14 protein-coding genes are annotated in these 15485 nt (G+C 74.0%); 13 read left to right on the top strand and 1 reads right to left on the bottom strand.

The window, feature by feature from the left end; all coding sequences use genetic code 11:
• Position 1 precedes the first annotated feature (1 nt).
• The 9 genes from ACZ7N4_RS26595 to ACZ7N4_RS26555 all read left to right on the top strand — a co-directional run bounded on the left by ACZ7N4_RS26595 (position 2) and on the right by ACZ7N4_RS26555 (position 9722).
• Positions 2–799 carry an arylamine N-acetyltransferase family protein gene (locus tag ACZ7N4_RS26595; RefSeq protein ID WP_471362266.1) on the top strand — a complete coding sequence of 266 codons (798 nt, stop codon included), beginning with the start codon at positions 2–4 and terminating at the stop codon, positions 797–799.
• Between the two features lie 56 nt (positions 800–855).
• Positions 856–2199, top strand: coding sequence for an NAD(P)/FAD-dependent oxidoreductase (locus tag ACZ7N4_RS26590; RefSeq protein WP_471362263.1), 1344 nt, complete (start codon positions 856–858; stop codon positions 2197–2199).
• A gap of 147 nt (positions 2200–2346) precedes the next feature.
• Positions 2347–3423, top strand: coding sequence for a 3-dehydroquinate synthase family protein (locus tag ACZ7N4_RS26585; protein ID WP_471362260.1), 1077 nt, complete (start codon positions 2347–2349; stop codon positions 3421–3423).
• Positions 3420–4838, top strand: a complete 1419-nt coding sequence (locus ACZ7N4_RS26580) for a 3-deoxy-7-phosphoheptulonate synthase (protein WP_471362257.1) — start codon at positions 3420–3422, stop codon at positions 4836–4838. Before ACZ7N4_RS26585 ends, ACZ7N4_RS26580 begins: the two co-directional genes overlap by 4 nt.
• On the top strand, positions 4835–5677 hold the full coding sequence (locus ACZ7N4_RS26575) for a shikimate dehydrogenase family protein (protein WP_471362254.1): 843 nt from the start codon (positions 4835–4837) through the stop codon (positions 5675–5677). Before ACZ7N4_RS26580 ends, ACZ7N4_RS26575 begins: the two co-directional genes overlap by 4 nt.
• A 166-nt stretch (positions 5678–5843) precedes the next feature.
• Complete coding sequence (rifK, locus tag ACZ7N4_RS26570; protein ID WP_471362252.1) at positions 5844–7004, top strand: 3-amino-5-hydroxybenzoate synthase; 1161 nt, start codon at positions 5844–5846, stop codon at positions 7002–7004.
• The gene (locus tag ACZ7N4_RS26565; RefSeq protein ID WP_471362249.1) at positions 7001–8107 is read left to right on the top strand and encodes a Gfo/Idh/MocA family protein; all 1107 of its coding nucleotides are present in this window, start codon (positions 7001–7003) and stop codon (positions 8105–8107) included. Before rifK ends, ACZ7N4_RS26565 begins: the two co-directional genes overlap by 4 nt.
• Complete coding sequence (locus ACZ7N4_RS26560) at positions 8104–8799, top strand: HAD-IA family hydrolase (protein ID WP_471362247.1); 696 nt, start codon at positions 8104–8106, stop codon at positions 8797–8799. Before ACZ7N4_RS26565 ends, ACZ7N4_RS26560 begins: the two co-directional genes overlap by 4 nt.
• A gap of 2 nt (positions 8800–8801) precedes the next feature.
• The gene (locus ACZ7N4_RS26555; RefSeq protein ID WP_471362245.1) at positions 8802–9722 is read left to right on the top strand and encodes an ROK family protein; all 921 of its coding nucleotides are present in this window, start codon (positions 8802–8804) and stop codon (positions 9720–9722) included.
• 359 nt (positions 9723–10081) lie between these two features.
• Here the strand turns inward: ACZ7N4_RS26555 and mhpA are convergent, their stop codons facing one another.
• On the bottom strand, positions 10082–11770 hold the full coding sequence (gene mhpA / locus ACZ7N4_RS26550) for a bifunctional 3-(3-hydroxy-phenyl)propionate/3-hydroxycinnamic acid hydroxylase MhpA (RefSeq protein WP_471362243.1): 1689 nt from the start codon (positions 11768–11770) through the stop codon (positions 10082–10084).
• Between the two features lie 207 nt (positions 11771–11977).
• Between mhpA and ACZ7N4_RS26545 the strand changes: the two genes are divergently transcribed.
• From ACZ7N4_RS26545 to ACZ7N4_RS26530, 4 genes are all read left to right on the top strand, one after another.
• A complete protein-coding gene (locus tag ACZ7N4_RS26545) occupies positions 11978–12751 on the top strand; it encodes a thioesterase II family protein (protein ID WP_471362240.1) in 774 nt (257 codons plus the stop codon).
• A 68-nt stretch (positions 12752–12819) separates the two neighbouring features.
• A complete protein-coding gene (locus tag ACZ7N4_RS26540; protein ID WP_471362238.1) occupies positions 12820–14220 on the top strand; it encodes a cation:proton antiporter in 1401 nt (466 codons plus the stop codon).
• A complete protein-coding gene (locus tag ACZ7N4_RS26535; RefSeq protein WP_471362235.1) occupies positions 14217–14657 on the top strand; it encodes a type II 3-dehydroquinate dehydratase in 441 nt (146 codons plus the stop codon). The genes ACZ7N4_RS26540 and ACZ7N4_RS26535 overlap by 4 nt, the downstream gene beginning before the upstream one ends.
• A 91-nt stretch (positions 14658–14748) precedes the next feature.
• Positions 14749–15441 (top strand): alpha/beta fold hydrolase, encoded by a 693-nt coding sequence (locus ACZ7N4_RS26530; protein WP_471362232.1) that lies wholly within the window; start codon positions 14749–14751, stop codon positions 15439–15441.
• Positions 15442–15485: the final 44 nt, after the last annotated feature.

Below are 15485 nucleotides of genomic sequence, written 5' to 3'. Positions count from 1 at the left end.
CATGTTCGACGTGGATGCCTATCTCCGCCGCATCGGCTGGACGCAGGGAGCGCCGAGGCCGGACCTGGCCACCCTGCGCACCCTGCACAAACAGCACCTGACGAGCCTGCCGTACAACGTCGCCGGGCAGGGCTTCGCCGACGGCGTGAACCTCGTGGACGTGGACGAGGACGAGGCGTTCCGCACCGTGGTCTCGGAGGGTCTGGGCGGCACCTGCTTCCAGCTCAACCGGCTCTTCTTCCGGCTCCTGTCCGCACTGGGCTACGAGGTGTCCCTGCTGGCCGCGAGCACCGCCGAGGGCCGGGAGAACTTCGGCACCGAGATCGAGCACATGTTCCTCCGGGCCGTCCTCGACGGCGAGGAGTGGCTCGTCGACGTCGGCTACCCCGGACCGTCGTACCTGGAACCGCTGCGCGTCGGCGACGAGGTGCAGACCCAGTACGGCTGCCAGTACCGGCTCGTGGGCAAGGAGGACGGCACCGTCGCCGTGCAGCGGCGCGGGCGCGTCACCCGGTGGGGCACCGTCTACACCTTCCGGCTCCAGGCCCGCCGGTGGCACGACTGGAAGGAACTGGAGGACCGGGCCCGCGCCCACCACGCCACCGCCGCCCCGGACGACGGCCAGGGCACCCTGTGCGGCAGGACCTTCGCCGACGGCCAGGCCGTGCTCAAGGGCCGCCGTTTCCTCGTCGTCCGGGACGGCCGTGAACGCGTCCGCACCGTCGTGGACGACGCCGAACACCACCGACTCGTCACCGCCCTCCTCACCGGCGACCTCGACCCCGCCGACCTCGCGTGACCGGGCGGCGGACCACCCCGACCAACGTCACCAGCAACCGACCGGAAGGACATCCCATGAGCAAGAACTCGGCCGACGTCGTCATCATCGGCGGCGGACCCGCAGGCGCGGTGAGCGCCTACACACTGGCCAAGGAGGGGCACTCCGTGATGCTCCTGGAGCGCGAGGAGAACCCGCGCTTCCACATCGGCGAGTCCCTGCTGCCGTACATGATGGGCCTGTTCGACCGGATCGGCATCCGGGAAGCGGTGGAGAGCGGGGGCTACGTCCCCAAGTTCGGCGGCGAGTTCATCGACCCGACCGAGACGAAGTTCTTCTCCGGCGTCTTCCGCGCCGACTTCGGGAAGCAGGGCGAGGGCCGCTACGACCGGGCCTTCCAGGTCCAGCGCGCCAGGTTCGACCGCATGCTGGTAGAGGAGGCCGGCAAGGCCGGAGCCGACGTCCACTACGGCGCCGCCGTCGGCGAGCTGTTGATGGAGGGCGACCGCATGGTCGGCGTCCGCTACACCAAGGACGGCGAGGAGCACGAGGTCCGCGCGCAGTACGTCGTCGACGCCAGCGGGCGTGCCGGGCGCATCGCCCACAAGTTCGGGCTGCGCAAGACGCTGGAGAAGCTCCGCATGGTCGCGGTGTTCCGGCACTACGACGGCCTGGACGAGAAGCACAACCCCGGCGTCGAGGGCGACATCCAGGTGGGCGCGCACGCCGACGGCTGGGTGTGGGCCATCCCGCTGTCCAAGGACGTCATCAGCGTCGGCACCGTCATGCCCCGCGACGTCTTCCGCGCCTCCACCCCGGAGGAGGTCTTCGAGGAGCACCTCGCCCGGGTGCCCCGGATCACCACCCGGCTGACCGGCACCCGCCCCGTCATGGACCTGAAGGTCGAGACCGACTACTGCTACCACACCGACACCGTCACCGGCCCCGGCTGGGTCATGGTCGGCGACGCCGGCTGCTTCGGCGACCCCATGTTCTCCGGCGGCGTCCTCGTCGCCTCCGCCACCGCGGTCCGCGCCGCCCAGACGCTCAGCCGGGCCCTGAAGGACCCGCAGGACGCCGACCGGCTGATCGCGGAGTACGAGAACTTCTTCAAGACCGGCTACGACACCTACATCCGGCTCATCCACGCCTTCTACGACGGGGAACTCGTCGCGGTCGCCGCCGACGCCGGTCGCACCACCGACCGCGACACGCTGGAGCGCTACCTGATCCGGCTGATCGGCGGCGACTTCTGGAGCGAGCACAACGCGGTCGCCCAGGAGATGCGCCGGCGCCCCGAGTGGGACACCTTCGAGCCGTTCCAGCGGGTCTACGGCTGCCCGTCCTACCCGCACCTGGACGAGCAGGACCGCAAGGAGCGCGCCGAGTCCCGCATCCGCCGGGTGACCGCCGGCCAGTAACGCCCTTCCCGAGGGCCCGAGCCCTCCGGGGCCCGTCCGCCACGGAGACCCGGCCGCCGGTGTGCCGCCGCCGGCCGGGCTCCGGGCGACCGACCGACTCCCGCACCACCGAACAGTCCGCGCACTACCGAACAAGGTGAGACGGAAGTGACCAGACAAGTCCCGGTGCGCTTCGGCGACCGGTCCTACGATGTGCTCATCGGCCCCGGAGTGCGTTCCGCCCTGCCCGGGATCATCGACAGACTCGGCGCCCGGCGCGTCGCCGTGGTCTCGGCCCGCCCCGTCGAATGGGTGCCCGACACCGGCGCGGAGACGCTGCTGCTGCCCGCCCGGGACGGCGAACCGGACAAGAACCTCGCCACGGTGGAGTCCCTGTGCGCCGCCTTCGTACGGTTCGGACTGACCCGCTCCGACGCCGTCGTCTCCGTCGGCGGCGGCACCACCACCGACGTCGTCGGCCTCGCCGCCGCGCTCTACCACCGCGGTGTCCCCGTCGTCCACCTGCCGACCACCCTCCTCGCCCAGGTCGACGCCAGCGTCGGCGGCAAGACCGCCGTCAACCTGCCCGAAGGCAAGAACCTCGTGGGCGCCTACTGGCAGCCCGCCGCCGTGCTGTGCGACACCGACTACCTGACCACCCTGCCGCCCCGCGAACTGCGCAACGGACTCGGGGAGATCGCCCGCTGCCAGTTCATCGGCGCCCCCGGCCTGCACGGACTGCCGCTCGCCGAACAGATCGCGGCCGGTGTCACCCTCAAGGCCGGCATCGTCTCCGCCGACGAACGCGACACCGGCCGCAGGCACCTGCTCAACTACGGCCACACCCTCGGCCACGCCCTGGAGGCCGCCACCGGCTTCGCCCTGCGGCACGGCGAGGGCGTCGCCATCGGCACCGTCTTCGCGGGCCTCCTCGCCGGCCTCCTCGGCCGGATCAGCCCCGACCGGGTGAGCGAACACCGCACGCACGTCGCCTCCTACGGCCTGCCCACCGCACTGCCCGACGACACCGACCCCGGCACGCTGATCACGCTGATGCGCCGGGACAAGAAGGCGCGCTCGGGCCTCACCTTCGTCCTGGACGGCCCGTCCGGCGCGGACCTCGTCACCGACGTGCCCGAGCCGGCGGTCGCCGACGCCCTGACCCGGATGGAACGCGCCCCCCTCGACCGGCTCGTCACCGGCGCCCCGGCCGGCACCGCGGGAACGGAGGCGGCGGTGACATGACGTACTCACCACGGTGGCCGCCCGGCACCCCCGGGCGGACCCGGCGGCGGGCGGTCGAGCGCACCCTCGCCGACCGGCTCGAAGCGGCCCTGGCCAGGCCCGCCGCACAGCAGCCCGGCTGGCCCGACCCCGACCGGGCCCGGGCCGTGGTCCGCCGGCTGACCGCCGGCGAGCCCCTCGTCACACCCGCCGAGACCCGGCGGCTGCTCGACCGGCTAGGCGCCGTCGCCCGCGGCGAGGCCCTCCTGCTGCAGTCCGGCGACTGCGCCGAGACCTTCGCCGAGAGCACAGAACCCCACCTGCGGGCCAACCTCGGCCTGCTCCGGCGGATGGCGCTGGTCCTCACCCACGCATCCGGCCTGCCCGTGGTCACGGTGGCGCGCGCCGCGGGACAGTACGCCAAACCCCGCTCCGCGACCCTCGACGCGCACGGACTGCCCGTGTACCGGGGCGACCTCGTCAACTCCGCCGAACCCGGCCACGCCGCCCGCACCCCCGACCCCGAACGCATGGCACGCGCCCACCACCACGCCCGGGAGGCGATGACCGTCGTCCGCCGGCTCGCCCACGGCGACCTCGCCGACGTACACGCCCTGCACGAGGAGAACCGCCGGTTCGCCGACACCGCTCCCGGAGGCCGCCGGTACCGGGCACGCGCCGCGGAGATCGGCCGCGGGCTGCGCTTCATCACCGGCATCGGCGCCCCCGCACCCCGGCTCGGCGAGATCTGGACCAGCCACGAGGCCCTGCTCCTCGACTACGAACGCACCCTGCTGTGGGTCGACCCCGACGGCCCCGAGCCCCGGCTGTCCAGCGGACTCGCCCACTTCCTGTGGATCGGGGAGCGCACCCGGCACCCCGACGGCGCGCACATCGCCTTCGCCGAACTGCTCGCCAACCCCGTCGGTGTGAAGATCGGCCCCGGCACCACCCCGGAACAGGCGCTCGACTACGTACGGCGCCTCGACCCGCACGGCGAGCCGGGCCGGGTCACCCTGATCAGCCGGATGGGCCACGACCGGGTACGCGAGGTGCTCCCCCCGATCGTGGAGAAGGTCACCGCCTCCGGCCGCCAGGTGATCTGGAGCTGCGACCCCATGCACGGCAACTCCCGCACCACCGCGTCCGGTTACAAGACGCGGCGCTACGACCACATCCTCGACGAGATCACCGGCTTCCTGGAGGTGCACCGGGCGCTCGGCACGCACCCCGGCGGCCTGCACCTGGAGGCGACCGGGGAGGACGTCACGGAGTGCACCGGCGGCGCCCGCGGCCTGACCGAGGCCGACCTGCCCGCCCGCTACCGCACCGCCTGCGACCCCCGCCTCAACGCCGAACAGTCCATGGAACTCGCCTTCGCCGTCGCCGAGTCGTACGCGACCGGGGCGGCGCGCAGCACGGAGGCACCACGATGACCGACACCCCGCGGCCGGCCCCCGCCGACGCCCCCGAGCAGACCCTGGTCAGCGGAACCACCCGGCTCTACGCCGTCCTCGGCGACCCGGTCGGCCAGGTCCAGTCACCCGGCCTGCTCAACCCGCTCTTCGCCCGCCTCGGCATCGACGCCGTACTCGTCCCCGTGCACGTCCGCCCCGCCGACCTGGAACCGGTCGTCCGCGGACTCCAGCGCGTCGGCAACCTCGACGGCCTGTTCGTCACCGTCCCGCACAAGACGGCCGCCGCCCTGCTCGCCGACCGGCGCGGTCCCACCGTCGAGATCACCGGCAGCGCCAACGCGCTGCGCCGCGAACCCGACGGCACCTGGCTCGCCGAGAACTTCGACGGTTCCGGCTTCGTGGCCGGTCTGACCCAGGCCGGGCACCAGCCGAAGGGAGCCCGCGTGGCGCTCGTCGGCGCGGGCGGGGCCGGCAGCGCCATCGCGGCGGCCCTGCTCGCCGCCGGAGCGGACCGGCTGACCATCACCGACCCCGACACCCCCCGGCTGACCACCCTCGTCGACCGGCTGGCCGCCCACTGGCCCGGCCGCGTCCGGACCGCCGGCGAACCGCCCCTGGCCGACACCGACATCGCCGTCAACGCCACCCCGCTCGGCCTGCGCCCCGACGACCCGCTGCCCTTCGCGCCGCACGCGCTGCCGGCGGGCGCCGTCGTCGCCGACATCATCATGAAACCCCGCGAGACCCGGCTGCTGCGCGAGGCCGCCGCACACGGACTCCCCGTGCACCACGGACGCCACATGCTCACCGGACAGATCGACTCCTACCGCGCGTTCTTCGGACTGCACACGCCCTGACCGAGCCACCGGCCGACTACCAGACCGAGGGATGGGAGGCCCGGCACACCGCGCCCTAGTCTGAGGACGGCCAGCACTGCGCGAACCGTCCGGACCGGCTCTGTCGCCCCCTTCGCCTCGCCCGCTCATCCCGCCCAGCCCGTTCCCGACGGAGATTTGGAGAACCATGAACGCGCGACCGGCACCGGAATTCCCCACATGGCCCCAGTACGACGACGAGGAGCGGACCGGACTGATCCGCGCCCTCGAACAGGGGCAGTGGTGGCGCATGGGCGGGGAGGAAGTCGCCTCCTTCGAGCGCGAGTTCGCCGATTTCCACGGCGCCCCGCACGCCCTCGCCGTCACCAACGGCACCCACGCCCTCGAACTCGCCCTCCAGGTCATGGGCGTCGGCCCGGGCACCGAGGTCATCGTGCCCGCCTTCACCTTCATCTCCTCCTCCCAGGCCGCCCAGCGCATCGGCGCCGTCGCGGTCCCCGTCGACGTCGACCCGGACACGTACAACATCGACGTCGCCGCCGCGGCCGCCGCCGTCACCCCGCGCACCCGCGCGATCATGCCCGTGCACATGGCCGGTCTGATGGCCGACATGGACGCCCTCGGCAAGCTCACCGCCGACACCGGCGTACCGATCCTGCAGGACGCGGCCCACGCCCAGGGCGCCCGCTGGCAGGGCAAGCGGGTCGGTGAACTCGGCACGGTCGCCGCGTTCTCCTTCCAGAACGGCAAGCTGATGACCGCCGGCGAGGGCGGCGCCGTGGTGTTCCCCGAGAGCGACCTGTACGAGGCGGCGTTCCTCCGGCACAGCTGCGGCCGGCCGCGCACCGACCGGCACTACAAGCACCAGGTCGCCGGCACCAACATGCGGCTCAACGAGTTCTCCGCCGCCGTGCTGCGCGCCCAGCTGCGCCGCCTGCCCGCCCAGACGGAGCTGCGCGACCGGCGCTGGGCACTGCTGTCCCGGCTGCTCGGCGCCGTCGACGGCGTCGTACCGCAGGGCGGTGACGTCCGCGCCGACCAGAACACCCACTACATGGCGATGTTCCGGATCCCCGGCATCACCGAGGCGGACCGCAACGCCCTGGTGGACCGGCTGGTGGAGGCCGGGCTGCCCGCGTTCGCCGCGTTCCGCGCCGTCTACCGCACCGACGCGTTCTGGGAGGTCGGCGCCCCCGACGAGACCGTGGAGCAGATCGCCGAGCGCTGCCCGAACACCGAGGCCATCAACGGCGACTGTGTCTGGCTGCACCACCGGGTGCTCCTCGCCGACGAGCGGAACCTGGAGATCACGGCCGAGATCATCGCGGACGCAGTGGCCGCGATATGAGCGTGCGAGCCGCCGTGGTGGGGCTCGGCTGGGCGGGGCGGGAGCTGTGGCTGCCCCGGCTGCGGGCCCACCCGGACTTCGACCTGGTCGCCGTCGTCGACCCCGACCCCGCCGCCCGGGCGGACGTCGGCGCGGCGACGGGCACCCCCGCCCACGCCGGGACGGACGCGCTCGACCCCGGCTCCGTCGACCTCGCCGTCGTCGCCGTACCCAACCACCTGCACACCACGGTCGCCGCCGGCCTGCTGGGCCGGGGCGTGTCCGTCTTCCTGGAGAAACCGGTGTGCCTGTCCAGCACCGAGGCCGACACCCTGGCCGAGGCCGAGCGGACCGGCGGCCTGCTGCTGGCCGGCAGCGCCGCCCGCCACCGCGCGGACGTCCTCGAACTCGTCTCCGCACTGCCGGAGTTGGGCAAGGTGCGGCATGTCGACCTGGCCTGGGTGCGAGCCCGCGGGGTGCCGCGGGCGGGCGGCTGGTTCACCCGGCGCAGCGAAGCCGGCGGCGGCGCCCTGGTCGACCTCGGCTGGCACCTCGTGGACACCCTGACCGCACTGCTCGGTCCGTCCCCGGTCCACCAGGCCGTCGGCTCCGTCTCGGACGACTTCCTCAACACCGGCGCGTGGTCCGCGGCCTGGCGCCGCGAGCGGCCCGCCGCCGCCCTCACCGGCGACGTCGAGGACACGGCCCGCGGCTTCCTGCTCCGCGAGGACGGCATCTCCGTCTCCCTGCACACCAGTTGGGCCTCGCACGAGGCGACGGACCTGTCCCTGATCCGGATCGAGGGCAGCACCGGCACCGCCGAACTGCGCTGCACCTTCGGCTTCAGCCCCAACCGGCAGCCCGAGTCCGTCCTCACCCTCACCCGCGAGGGCACCACCCGCCGGCTGCCCGTCCCCGCCGAACCCGTCGGCGCGGAGTACGGACGGCAACTGGACGGCGTGCCCGCCCTCCTCGCCGACCCGGCCGGCCGGGGCCGGGCCATCGCCGAGGCACGCACCACCGTACGGCTCGTGGAGCGCCTCTACGCCTCCGCCCGGGCCGGACGCGACACGCCGAGCGAGCCCGCGTACCAGCTAGACCACCAGCAGATGAGGACCCCATGACAGTCCACTCGCCCGACCGGCCCCTCGCCCCGGCCGGCCTCCTGACGGCAACCCGGCGGGCGGTCGTCTTCGACCTGGACGGGGTGATCGTCGACAGCTTCGCCGTCATGCGGGAGGCCTTCGCGGTCGCCTACGCCGAGGTCGTCGGCGACGGCCCGGCCCCGTTCGAGGAGTACGTGCGCCACCAGGGGCGCTACTTCCCCGACATCATGCGCATCATGGGCCTGCCGCTGGAGATGGAGGAGCCCTTCGTCCGCGAGAGCTACCGGCTCGCCCACCGCGTGGAGGTCTTCGACGGCGTCCTCGAACTCCTGCTGACCCTGCGGGTGCGTGGCCTGAGGCTGGCCGTGGCCACCGGCAAGGCCGGCGACCGCGCCCGCTCGCTGCTCGACGGACTCGGCCTGCTGCCGTTCTTCGCACACGTCATCGGCTCCGACGAGGTGCCCCGGCCCAAGCCCGCGCCGGACATCGTGCGGCGCGCGCTGGAACTGCTGGACGTGCCGCCCGAACAGGCCATCATGGTCGGCGACGCGCCCACCGACCTGGCCAGTGCCCGTGACGCCGGCGTGGCCTCCGCCGCCGCCCTGTGGGTCGGTCCCGACGAGGAGGAACTGCTTTCCGCCGGACCCGACGCGGTCCTGCGCCGCCCCTGCGACCTGCTCGCGCTGTGCCCGTCCGTACCGGGCGACTGAGCGTGCCCGCTCCCCGGGACCGACGGCCCGGCGCCCGTCCGGCGCCGGGCCGTCTGGGTGTCGACATCGGCGGCACCAAGGTCGCCCTGCGCGTGGAGACCGACGACGGAGGGACCGAGGAGTCGGTCTTCACCTGGGGCCCGCGCCGGGACGCCGAGGACGACCTGGCCGCCCTCGCCGCACACCTGGAGGCCTTCCCCGCCCTGGCGGACGTACGGGCCGTCGGCGTCGCCATGCCCGCCACCGTCGGCCCGGACGAACGGATCACCGCCTGGCCCAGCCGTCCCGCGTGGACCGGGCTCGCCCTGGGCCCCGCCCTGCGCGGGCTGTTCCCCGGAACGCCGGTCGCCTGGGCCGACGACGGCGACCTCGGCGCCCTCGCCGAGGCGGACGCGGCGGATTGCGCCCACCTCCTCTACGTCGGCGTCGGCACCGGGGTGGGCGGCGGGCTCGTCCTTGACGGCACGCTGTGTCCCGGACCCGCGCGCGGCTCCTTCGAGATCGGTCACCTGACGATCGACCAGGACGGCCCCGAGTGCGTCTGCGGACGCCGGGGCTGCCTCCAGGCGACCGCGTCCGGCCCGGCCACCCTCGCCCACGCCGCCGCACTCCGCGGCGCCCCGGTCACCTTCGACGAGCTGCGCGACGGCCTGCGCGACCGGCTGCCCTGGGCGCTCACGGCCCTGGACCGCACGGCCCGCGCCCTGGCCACGGCCCTGACGAGCGTCACCGAACTCCTCCACCCCGACCGAGCCGTGCTGGGCGGCGGCTTCGCGGCGGGCATCCCGGCGCTCCTGCCCGCCGTCGACACCCACCTCACCGCACTCACCCGCCCCGGCCACCCCACCCCGCCCCTGGCCCCCGCCCGGCTGGGCGGCCTGTCCTCCCTACGCGGCGCGGTCCTACTGGCCCACCACCTCTGACCCCCCGACGGACCACCACCCGAAGCCCCTCCCAGCACGCCCGCCTATACCGCCGACCGGTGGCGATCGCCCGCCCGCACGGCGACGGCCGGCGCCGCCGGTTCCCGGGCCCGGCACGCGGCCGACAGGCAGGTGCCCAGCTGCCCGGCCGTGCCGCGTGGCCGGCACCGGCGGTTTCCCCGCCCGCTCGCGCCCACCCGGGCGCCTCCGTCGCCCGGAGCCCGTCCCCGCGTGCCCGCCGGTACCGCCGGCCGGCAGCGGTCGCCCGCCTGCCCGACGTCGGCCGGCGCCCTGCGCGCGGAGACTCTCCCGGCGGCAACCCGCCCGCGCCCGGCTCAACTCGCCCGCCCGCGCCCGGGTCAGCCCGCGCGCCCCGCGGGTTCCGGTGCCGGTGTCGGTGCGGTCAGCCGGGTGCGGAGGTCGTCCACGAGCAGCGCCGCCCCGGTCGGACCGGTCGCCGCACCGAAGACGTGGTAGTCGGGGCGTACCAGCAGGGCGGTGGCGCCGTACCGGTCGAGGTAGGCGCGCAGCACCCCGTCGGCGTCCACCGCGTCCACCGCACCGCCCGCGTCCGCCGCGCCGCCCGCGTCCGCCGCGCCGCCCGTGCCGTCGTACGGTCCGCCGGCCGGCCACAGGCGCACCGTCCCGGCACCGACGGCCCGCAGGAACGCCCGCTGGTCCGGGGTGAGGTCCGGCTCCGTCTCCGCCTTGGTGAACAGGACGAACCCGCCCCGCACCGGGTCCTCCAGCGGCTGGGCGTCTGACGGCCCGAGCAGCCGGGCGTGCGGCAGGACCTCGCCCGTGGGCGGCACCCGGGCGTCGGTGCCGTCGGGGCGGTGCAGCAGACCGCCGGTGATCGGCCGGGCCGGGTCCGGCCGGCCCGGCCCCCGCCCGCGCCGGTTCGCCAGCACCGTCGCGTCCCGCTCCGCCGCGGCCGCCGCGTCCGTCACACAGATCAGCCGCCCCAGCTGCACCGACGCCAGGATCGACTCACGGACCTGCGCCAGGCGTTCCTCGGTGTAGCTGTCGAGCAGCGACCGCGGGGCGGTACCGCGCAGCACCAGGTCCAGCCGCCACGCCAGCCCGACCACGTCCCGTACGCCCGAGCACATGCCCTGCCCCGCGAACGGCGGCATCAGATGGGCCGCGTCCCCGGCCAGCAGCACATGCCCCGCCCGCCACTCGTCGGCCCACCGCGCCTGGAAGATGTACGTCGTGCTGCGCAGCAGCCGCGCGGTCTCCGGGGTGACGCCGTGCGGCGCGAGCAGCCGCCACGCGGTCTCCTCCCGGTTCAGGTCGGCCGCCCGCTCGCCCGGCAGCCGCATGAACTCCCAGCGCCGGTGCCCCGGCCCGCTCCCGACCAGCGTGGTCGGCCGGGCCGGATCGCACAGCTGCACATTGGTCGGCACGAACTCCCGCGGCTCGCGCAGCTCCACGTCGCACAGCAGCCACTCGTAGGAGAACCCGAGATCGGTGACGGACACGCCCATTCGTTCCCGTACGAAGCTGTTCGCGCCGTCGCAGCCGACCACCCAGCGCGCCGAGAAGGCCCGCGTGGCCCCCTCCTCGTCCTCCGCGGTCACCGTGACGCCGTCCGGGCCGTCGGCGAGGTCCACGACCCGCCGGTCCCGCAGCACCGTGATGCCGGGCAGTTCGGCGGCGCGGGCGGCGAGCAGCTCCTCCAGCGCCGGCTGGTGCATGGTGTTCGCGTCGGGCCAGCCGTACGGCCCCTCGGTGGTGAACTCGATGTCCAGCAGCGTCTTCCCGTCCGCCGTCCGCCACTGGTAGCCGGTGCCCGGCTCGGTGATCCGGCCCAGCTCCCCGCCGACGCCCGTACCGGCCAGCAGCCGGGCGGTCTCCCCGTCGAAACTCGTCGCACGGGGCAGCGCGTACGGCCGCCGCCGGCGTTCGAGGACCGTCACCCGCCAGCCGCGCTGCGCCAGCAGCACCGCCAGCACCGAGCCGACCGGACCGTATCCGACGACGAGTACGTCCGTGTCCGGTGAACTCGCGGACGCCATCGGGTGGTCGGGTGACACAGCGGACATGGAAACCCCCTCGGTACGGCCTGCTGGCGGGCCCTGCTCGGGTGACTCGTGGTGAGCGTACGGCCCGCCGGCCCGTTCCGGCCGTGATCCGCCCGCGGGCTATCAGGTTGGGGGATACCGGCTCCGCGACCGCTCGGCCTAACCTGCCGAAGTCCCGTACCAGACGCTGATCCGCGCGGTTCCCCGACTGAAAGCGAGCCCTTCGGCATGCCTGGAGCAACGGCACAGTTCGAGAAGTGGGTCAGCGTCTTCCGCCCCTCGCCCGACAGCCCGGTACGGCTCGTCTGCCTGCCCCACGCCGGCGGTTCCGCGAGCTTCTTCTTCCCGGTCGCGACCGCCCTCGCGCCCGCGGTCGAGGTCCTCGCCGTCCAGTACCCGGGCCGCCAGACGCGCCGGCACGAACCCGGCATCGACAACATCCCCGACTACGCCGACCAGATCTTCGCGGCCCTGCGCCATCCGGACGACCGGCCGCTCGCCCTGTTCGGGCACAGCATGGGAGCCGTCCTCGCCTACGAGGTCGCCCTGCGCATGCGCGAGGCCGGGCTGCCCGCCCCGGTACGGCTGTTCGCCTCCGGCCGGCGCGCCCCCTCCCGGTACCGCGACGAGCGCGTGCACGCGGCCACCGACGAGCAGGTGCTGGCCGAACTGCGCGCCCTCAGCGGTCCCAACCAGGCGATCCTGGCCGACCCGGAGGTGCTGGCGATGTTCCTGCCGGCGATCCGCAGCGACTACACCGCCATCGAGAACTACCGGCACGACCCCGGCAGGGTGCTCGACTGCCCGGTGACCGTGCTCACCGGTGACGCCGACCCCCGGACCACACTGGACGAGGCCCACGCCTGGGAGGAGCACACCACCGGTCCGACCGACGTCCACGTCTTCCGGGGCGGGCACTTCTTCCACGTCGAGCGGAGCGCCGAGGTCATCGCGCTCCTGTCCCGCAGTCTGAGCGGCCAGGGCGCCGACACCGCCCGCTGACCCCACCGACCGCCCCGACCGCCTCGATCGCTCCGACCGCCTCGACCGCTCCGACGAGGGAAGAGCCCGTGACGCTCGCCAGTCCTCCGACGCCCGCCGGCCCGGTGACGCTCGCCGACCCCGTGCCGACCATCGCCCCCCACTCCCTGCTGGTCTTCCTCCTCCAGCTGGCCTTCCTGCTGCTGTTGGCGCTCGTCCTCGGCCGGCTCGCCGAGCGCTTCCGCATGCCCGCGGTGGTGGGCGAGCTGTGCGCGGGACTGCTGCTCGGCCCGTCCGTGCTCCAGCACGTGCTGCCCGCCTTCTCCCACTGGCTGCTGCCCCAGCGGCCGGAGCAGATGCACATGCTCGACGCCACCGGCCAGCTCGGCGTGCTGCTGCTCGTCGGAGTCACCGGCGCCGAGCTGAACTTCGGCCTCGTCCGCAAGCGCGGGATCACCGCCGCCCGGGTCAGCATCGCCGGCCTGGTGCTGCCCCTGGGCCTCGGTATCGCCACCGGCTTCGCGCTGAGCGGCACCCTGCTGCCGGACGGCGTCGACTCCACGGTCTTCGCGTTCTTCCTCGGCGTCGCGATGTGCGTCACCGCGATCCCGGTGATCGCCAAGACCCTCCTCGACATGAAGCTGCTGCACCGCGGCATCGGCCAGCTGATCCTTTCCGCCGGCGTCGTGGACGACATCGTCGGCTGGTTCCTGCTGTCCGTGGTCTCCGCGATGGCCACCGCCGGGCTCACCGCGGGTGTCGTGGCGACCGCCGTGCTCTACCCGGTCGGTGTCGTGCTGTTCGCCGTGCTGGCCGGCCGCCCGCTGGTGGGCGCCGCGCTGCGCCGGGCGGGCCGGGCCGAGGGCGCCACCCCCACCATCATGACGGTCGTCGTCCTGGTCCTTTTCGGTGCCGCGGCCACCCAGGCGATGAAGCTGGAGTCGATCTTCGGTGCCTTCGTCGTCGGCGTGCTGGTCGGCACCAGCAAGGACCTGGACCGGGAGAAGCTGGAACCGCTGAAGAGCACCGCGCTGGGCTTCCTCGCCCCGCTGTTCTTCGCCACCGCCGGGCTGCGGATGGACCTCACCGGCCTGCGCCGCCCCGCCGTCCTCGCCGCGGCCCTCGCCGTGCTCGCCGTCGCCGTCCTCGGCAAGTTCTCCGGCGCCTTCCTCGGCGCCCGGTTCAGCCGCCTCAACCGCTGGGAGGCGCTCGCCCTCGGGGCCGGCATGAACTGCCGTGGCGTGGTCGAGGTCGTCGTGGCGATGACGGGTCTGCGCCTCGGCGTCCTGAACACCGACGCGTACACCATCATCATCCTGGTCGCGATCGTGACCTCGCTGATGACGCCGCCCGTCCTGCGGGCCGCGATGATCCGCGCGGAGGAACTCGCCGACGCCGAGCTCAGTTTGGAGGGCGCCGGTTCCCCCCGCACCCGGGCCCCGCACGGCTCCGGACCGTCCGGTACGTCGAACAGTGAGGTGACCCCATGAGCACCCTGCTCCTGCTGAACGGCCCCAACCTCGGCATCCTGGGCCGCCGTCAGCCCGAGATCTACGGCACCGACACCCTCGCCGACATCGAGAAGGCCGTGGCCGCCGAGGTGAGCGGGGCCGGCTGGGAGGTGCTCTCCCTCCAGCACGACTCCGAGGGCGACCTGGTGCGTGACATCAACCGGCACCACGACACCGTCGGCGCCATCGTCAACCCCGGTGCGCTGATGATGGCCGGCTGGAGCCTGCGCGACTCCCTCGCCGCCTACCCGCGGCCCTGGATCGAGGTGCACCTGAGCAACGTCTGGGCCCGGGAGCGGTTCCGCCACGAGTCCGTGATCGCCCCGCTGGCCTCCGGCATCGTCGTCGGCCTGGGCCCGATGGGCTACCGGCTGGCCGCGAAGGCACTGCTGGAACTGGCCGAGCCGAACAGCTGAGCCGCTGAACCCCTGGAACAGCCGAACAGCGCGAACCCCGTAACCCCCGTGGTCCGTTGTCCCACCGTGTGTCGAAAGGACACCCCCGATCATGAAGCTCGCACTGCACGAGGTCGGCGACGGCGACCGGACGGTGCTCCTCGTCCACGGCGTGATGTCGTCGGCCGCCACCTGGCGCCGGGTCGCACCGGCCCTCGCCGAGCGCGGTTTCCGCGTGATCATGCCCGACCTGCGCGGCCACGGGGACAGCCCGCACGCCGACGCGTACACCCCCGAACTGCTCGCCGCCGACCTCGTGGAATCGGTCCCGGCCGGCGTCGACCTGGCCCTCGCCCACTCCTTCGGCGCACCCGTGCTCGCCCTCGCGGTGCCCGGCCTGCGCCCCGCCCAGGTCGTCTACAGCGACCCGGCGTGGAAGCTCGGCGCCACATCGGTCGACGAGGTACGGGAGTTCGCCCAGGCCACCAAGTCGGCCACCGCCGAGAGCATCCGCCAACTCTGCCCGCGCTGGCAGCCCGAGGACATCGAGGCGGAGCTGGCCGGGTACGCCCGCTGGGACGTGCGGGCCATCGAGTGGCTGCAGAGCGACCGGGACCTGATCCCGGCACGCGCCGAGGTGCCCTCGCTGGTCCAGGGCGCCGGCGACCACCACCTCGTACCGGACGAGCTGGCCGAACGGCTGCGCGGACGCGGCTTCGAGGTCGTGTACGTGCCGGACACCGGGCACTGCATCCACCGCGACGACCTCGACGGCTTCCTGAAATCGCTCGAAGGCTGGCTCTGACCACGGGCGCGGGGCGCCGGGAAGGCGCCCCCGCCCGTGTTAGG

The organism is Streptomyces sp. NPDC107654, from assembly GCF_055639035.1.
Note: the sequence above shows the minus strand (reverse complement) of the source record. Positions and strands in the feature narration are given on the sequence as shown.

What these genes read in the sequence shown, in the direction of transcription:
- ACZ7N4_RS26595 (WP_471362266.1), top strand. Translation starts at nt 2, where the DNA reads ATGTTCGACGTGGATGCCTATCTCCGCCGCATCGGCTGGACGCAGGGA.
- ACZ7N4_RS26590 (WP_471362263.1), top strand. Translation starts at nt 856, where the DNA reads ATGAGCAAGAACTCGGCCGACGTCGTCATCATCGGCGGCGGACCCGCA.
- ACZ7N4_RS26580 (WP_471362257.1), top strand. Translation starts at nt 3,420, where the DNA reads ATGACGTACTCACCACGGTGGCCGCCCGGCACCCCCGGGCGGACCCGG.
- ACZ7N4_RS26575 (WP_471362254.1), top strand. Translation starts at nt 4,835, where the DNA reads ATGACCGACACCCCGCGGCCGGCCCCCGCCGACGCCCCCGAGCAGACC.
- rifK (WP_471362252.1), top strand. Translation starts at nt 5,844, where the DNA reads ATGAACGCGCGACCGGCACCGGAATTCCCCACATGGCCCCAGTACGAC.
- ACZ7N4_RS26565 (WP_471362249.1), top strand. Translation starts at nt 7,001, where the DNA reads ATGAGCGTGCGAGCCGCCGTGGTGGGGCTCGGCTGGGCGGGGCGGGAG.
- ACZ7N4_RS26560 (WP_471362247.1), top strand. Translation starts at nt 8,104, where the DNA reads ATGACAGTCCACTCGCCCGACCGGCCCCTCGCCCCGGCCGGCCTCCTG.
- mhpA (WP_471362243.1), bottom strand. Translation starts at nt 11,770, where the DNA reads ATGTCCGCTGTGTCACCCGACCACCCGATGGCGTCCGCGAGTTCACCG.
- ACZ7N4_RS26545 (WP_471362240.1), top strand. Translation starts at nt 11,978, where the DNA reads ATGCCTGGAGCAACGGCACAGTTCGAGAAGTGGGTCAGCGTCTTCCGC.
- ACZ7N4_RS26535 (WP_471362235.1), top strand. Translation starts at nt 14,217, where the DNA reads ATGAGCACCCTGCTCCTGCTGAACGGCCCCAACCTCGGCATCCTGGGC.
- ACZ7N4_RS26530 (WP_471362232.1), top strand. Translation starts at nt 14,749, where the DNA reads ATGAAGCTCGCACTGCACGAGGTCGGCGACGGCGACCGGACGGTGCTC.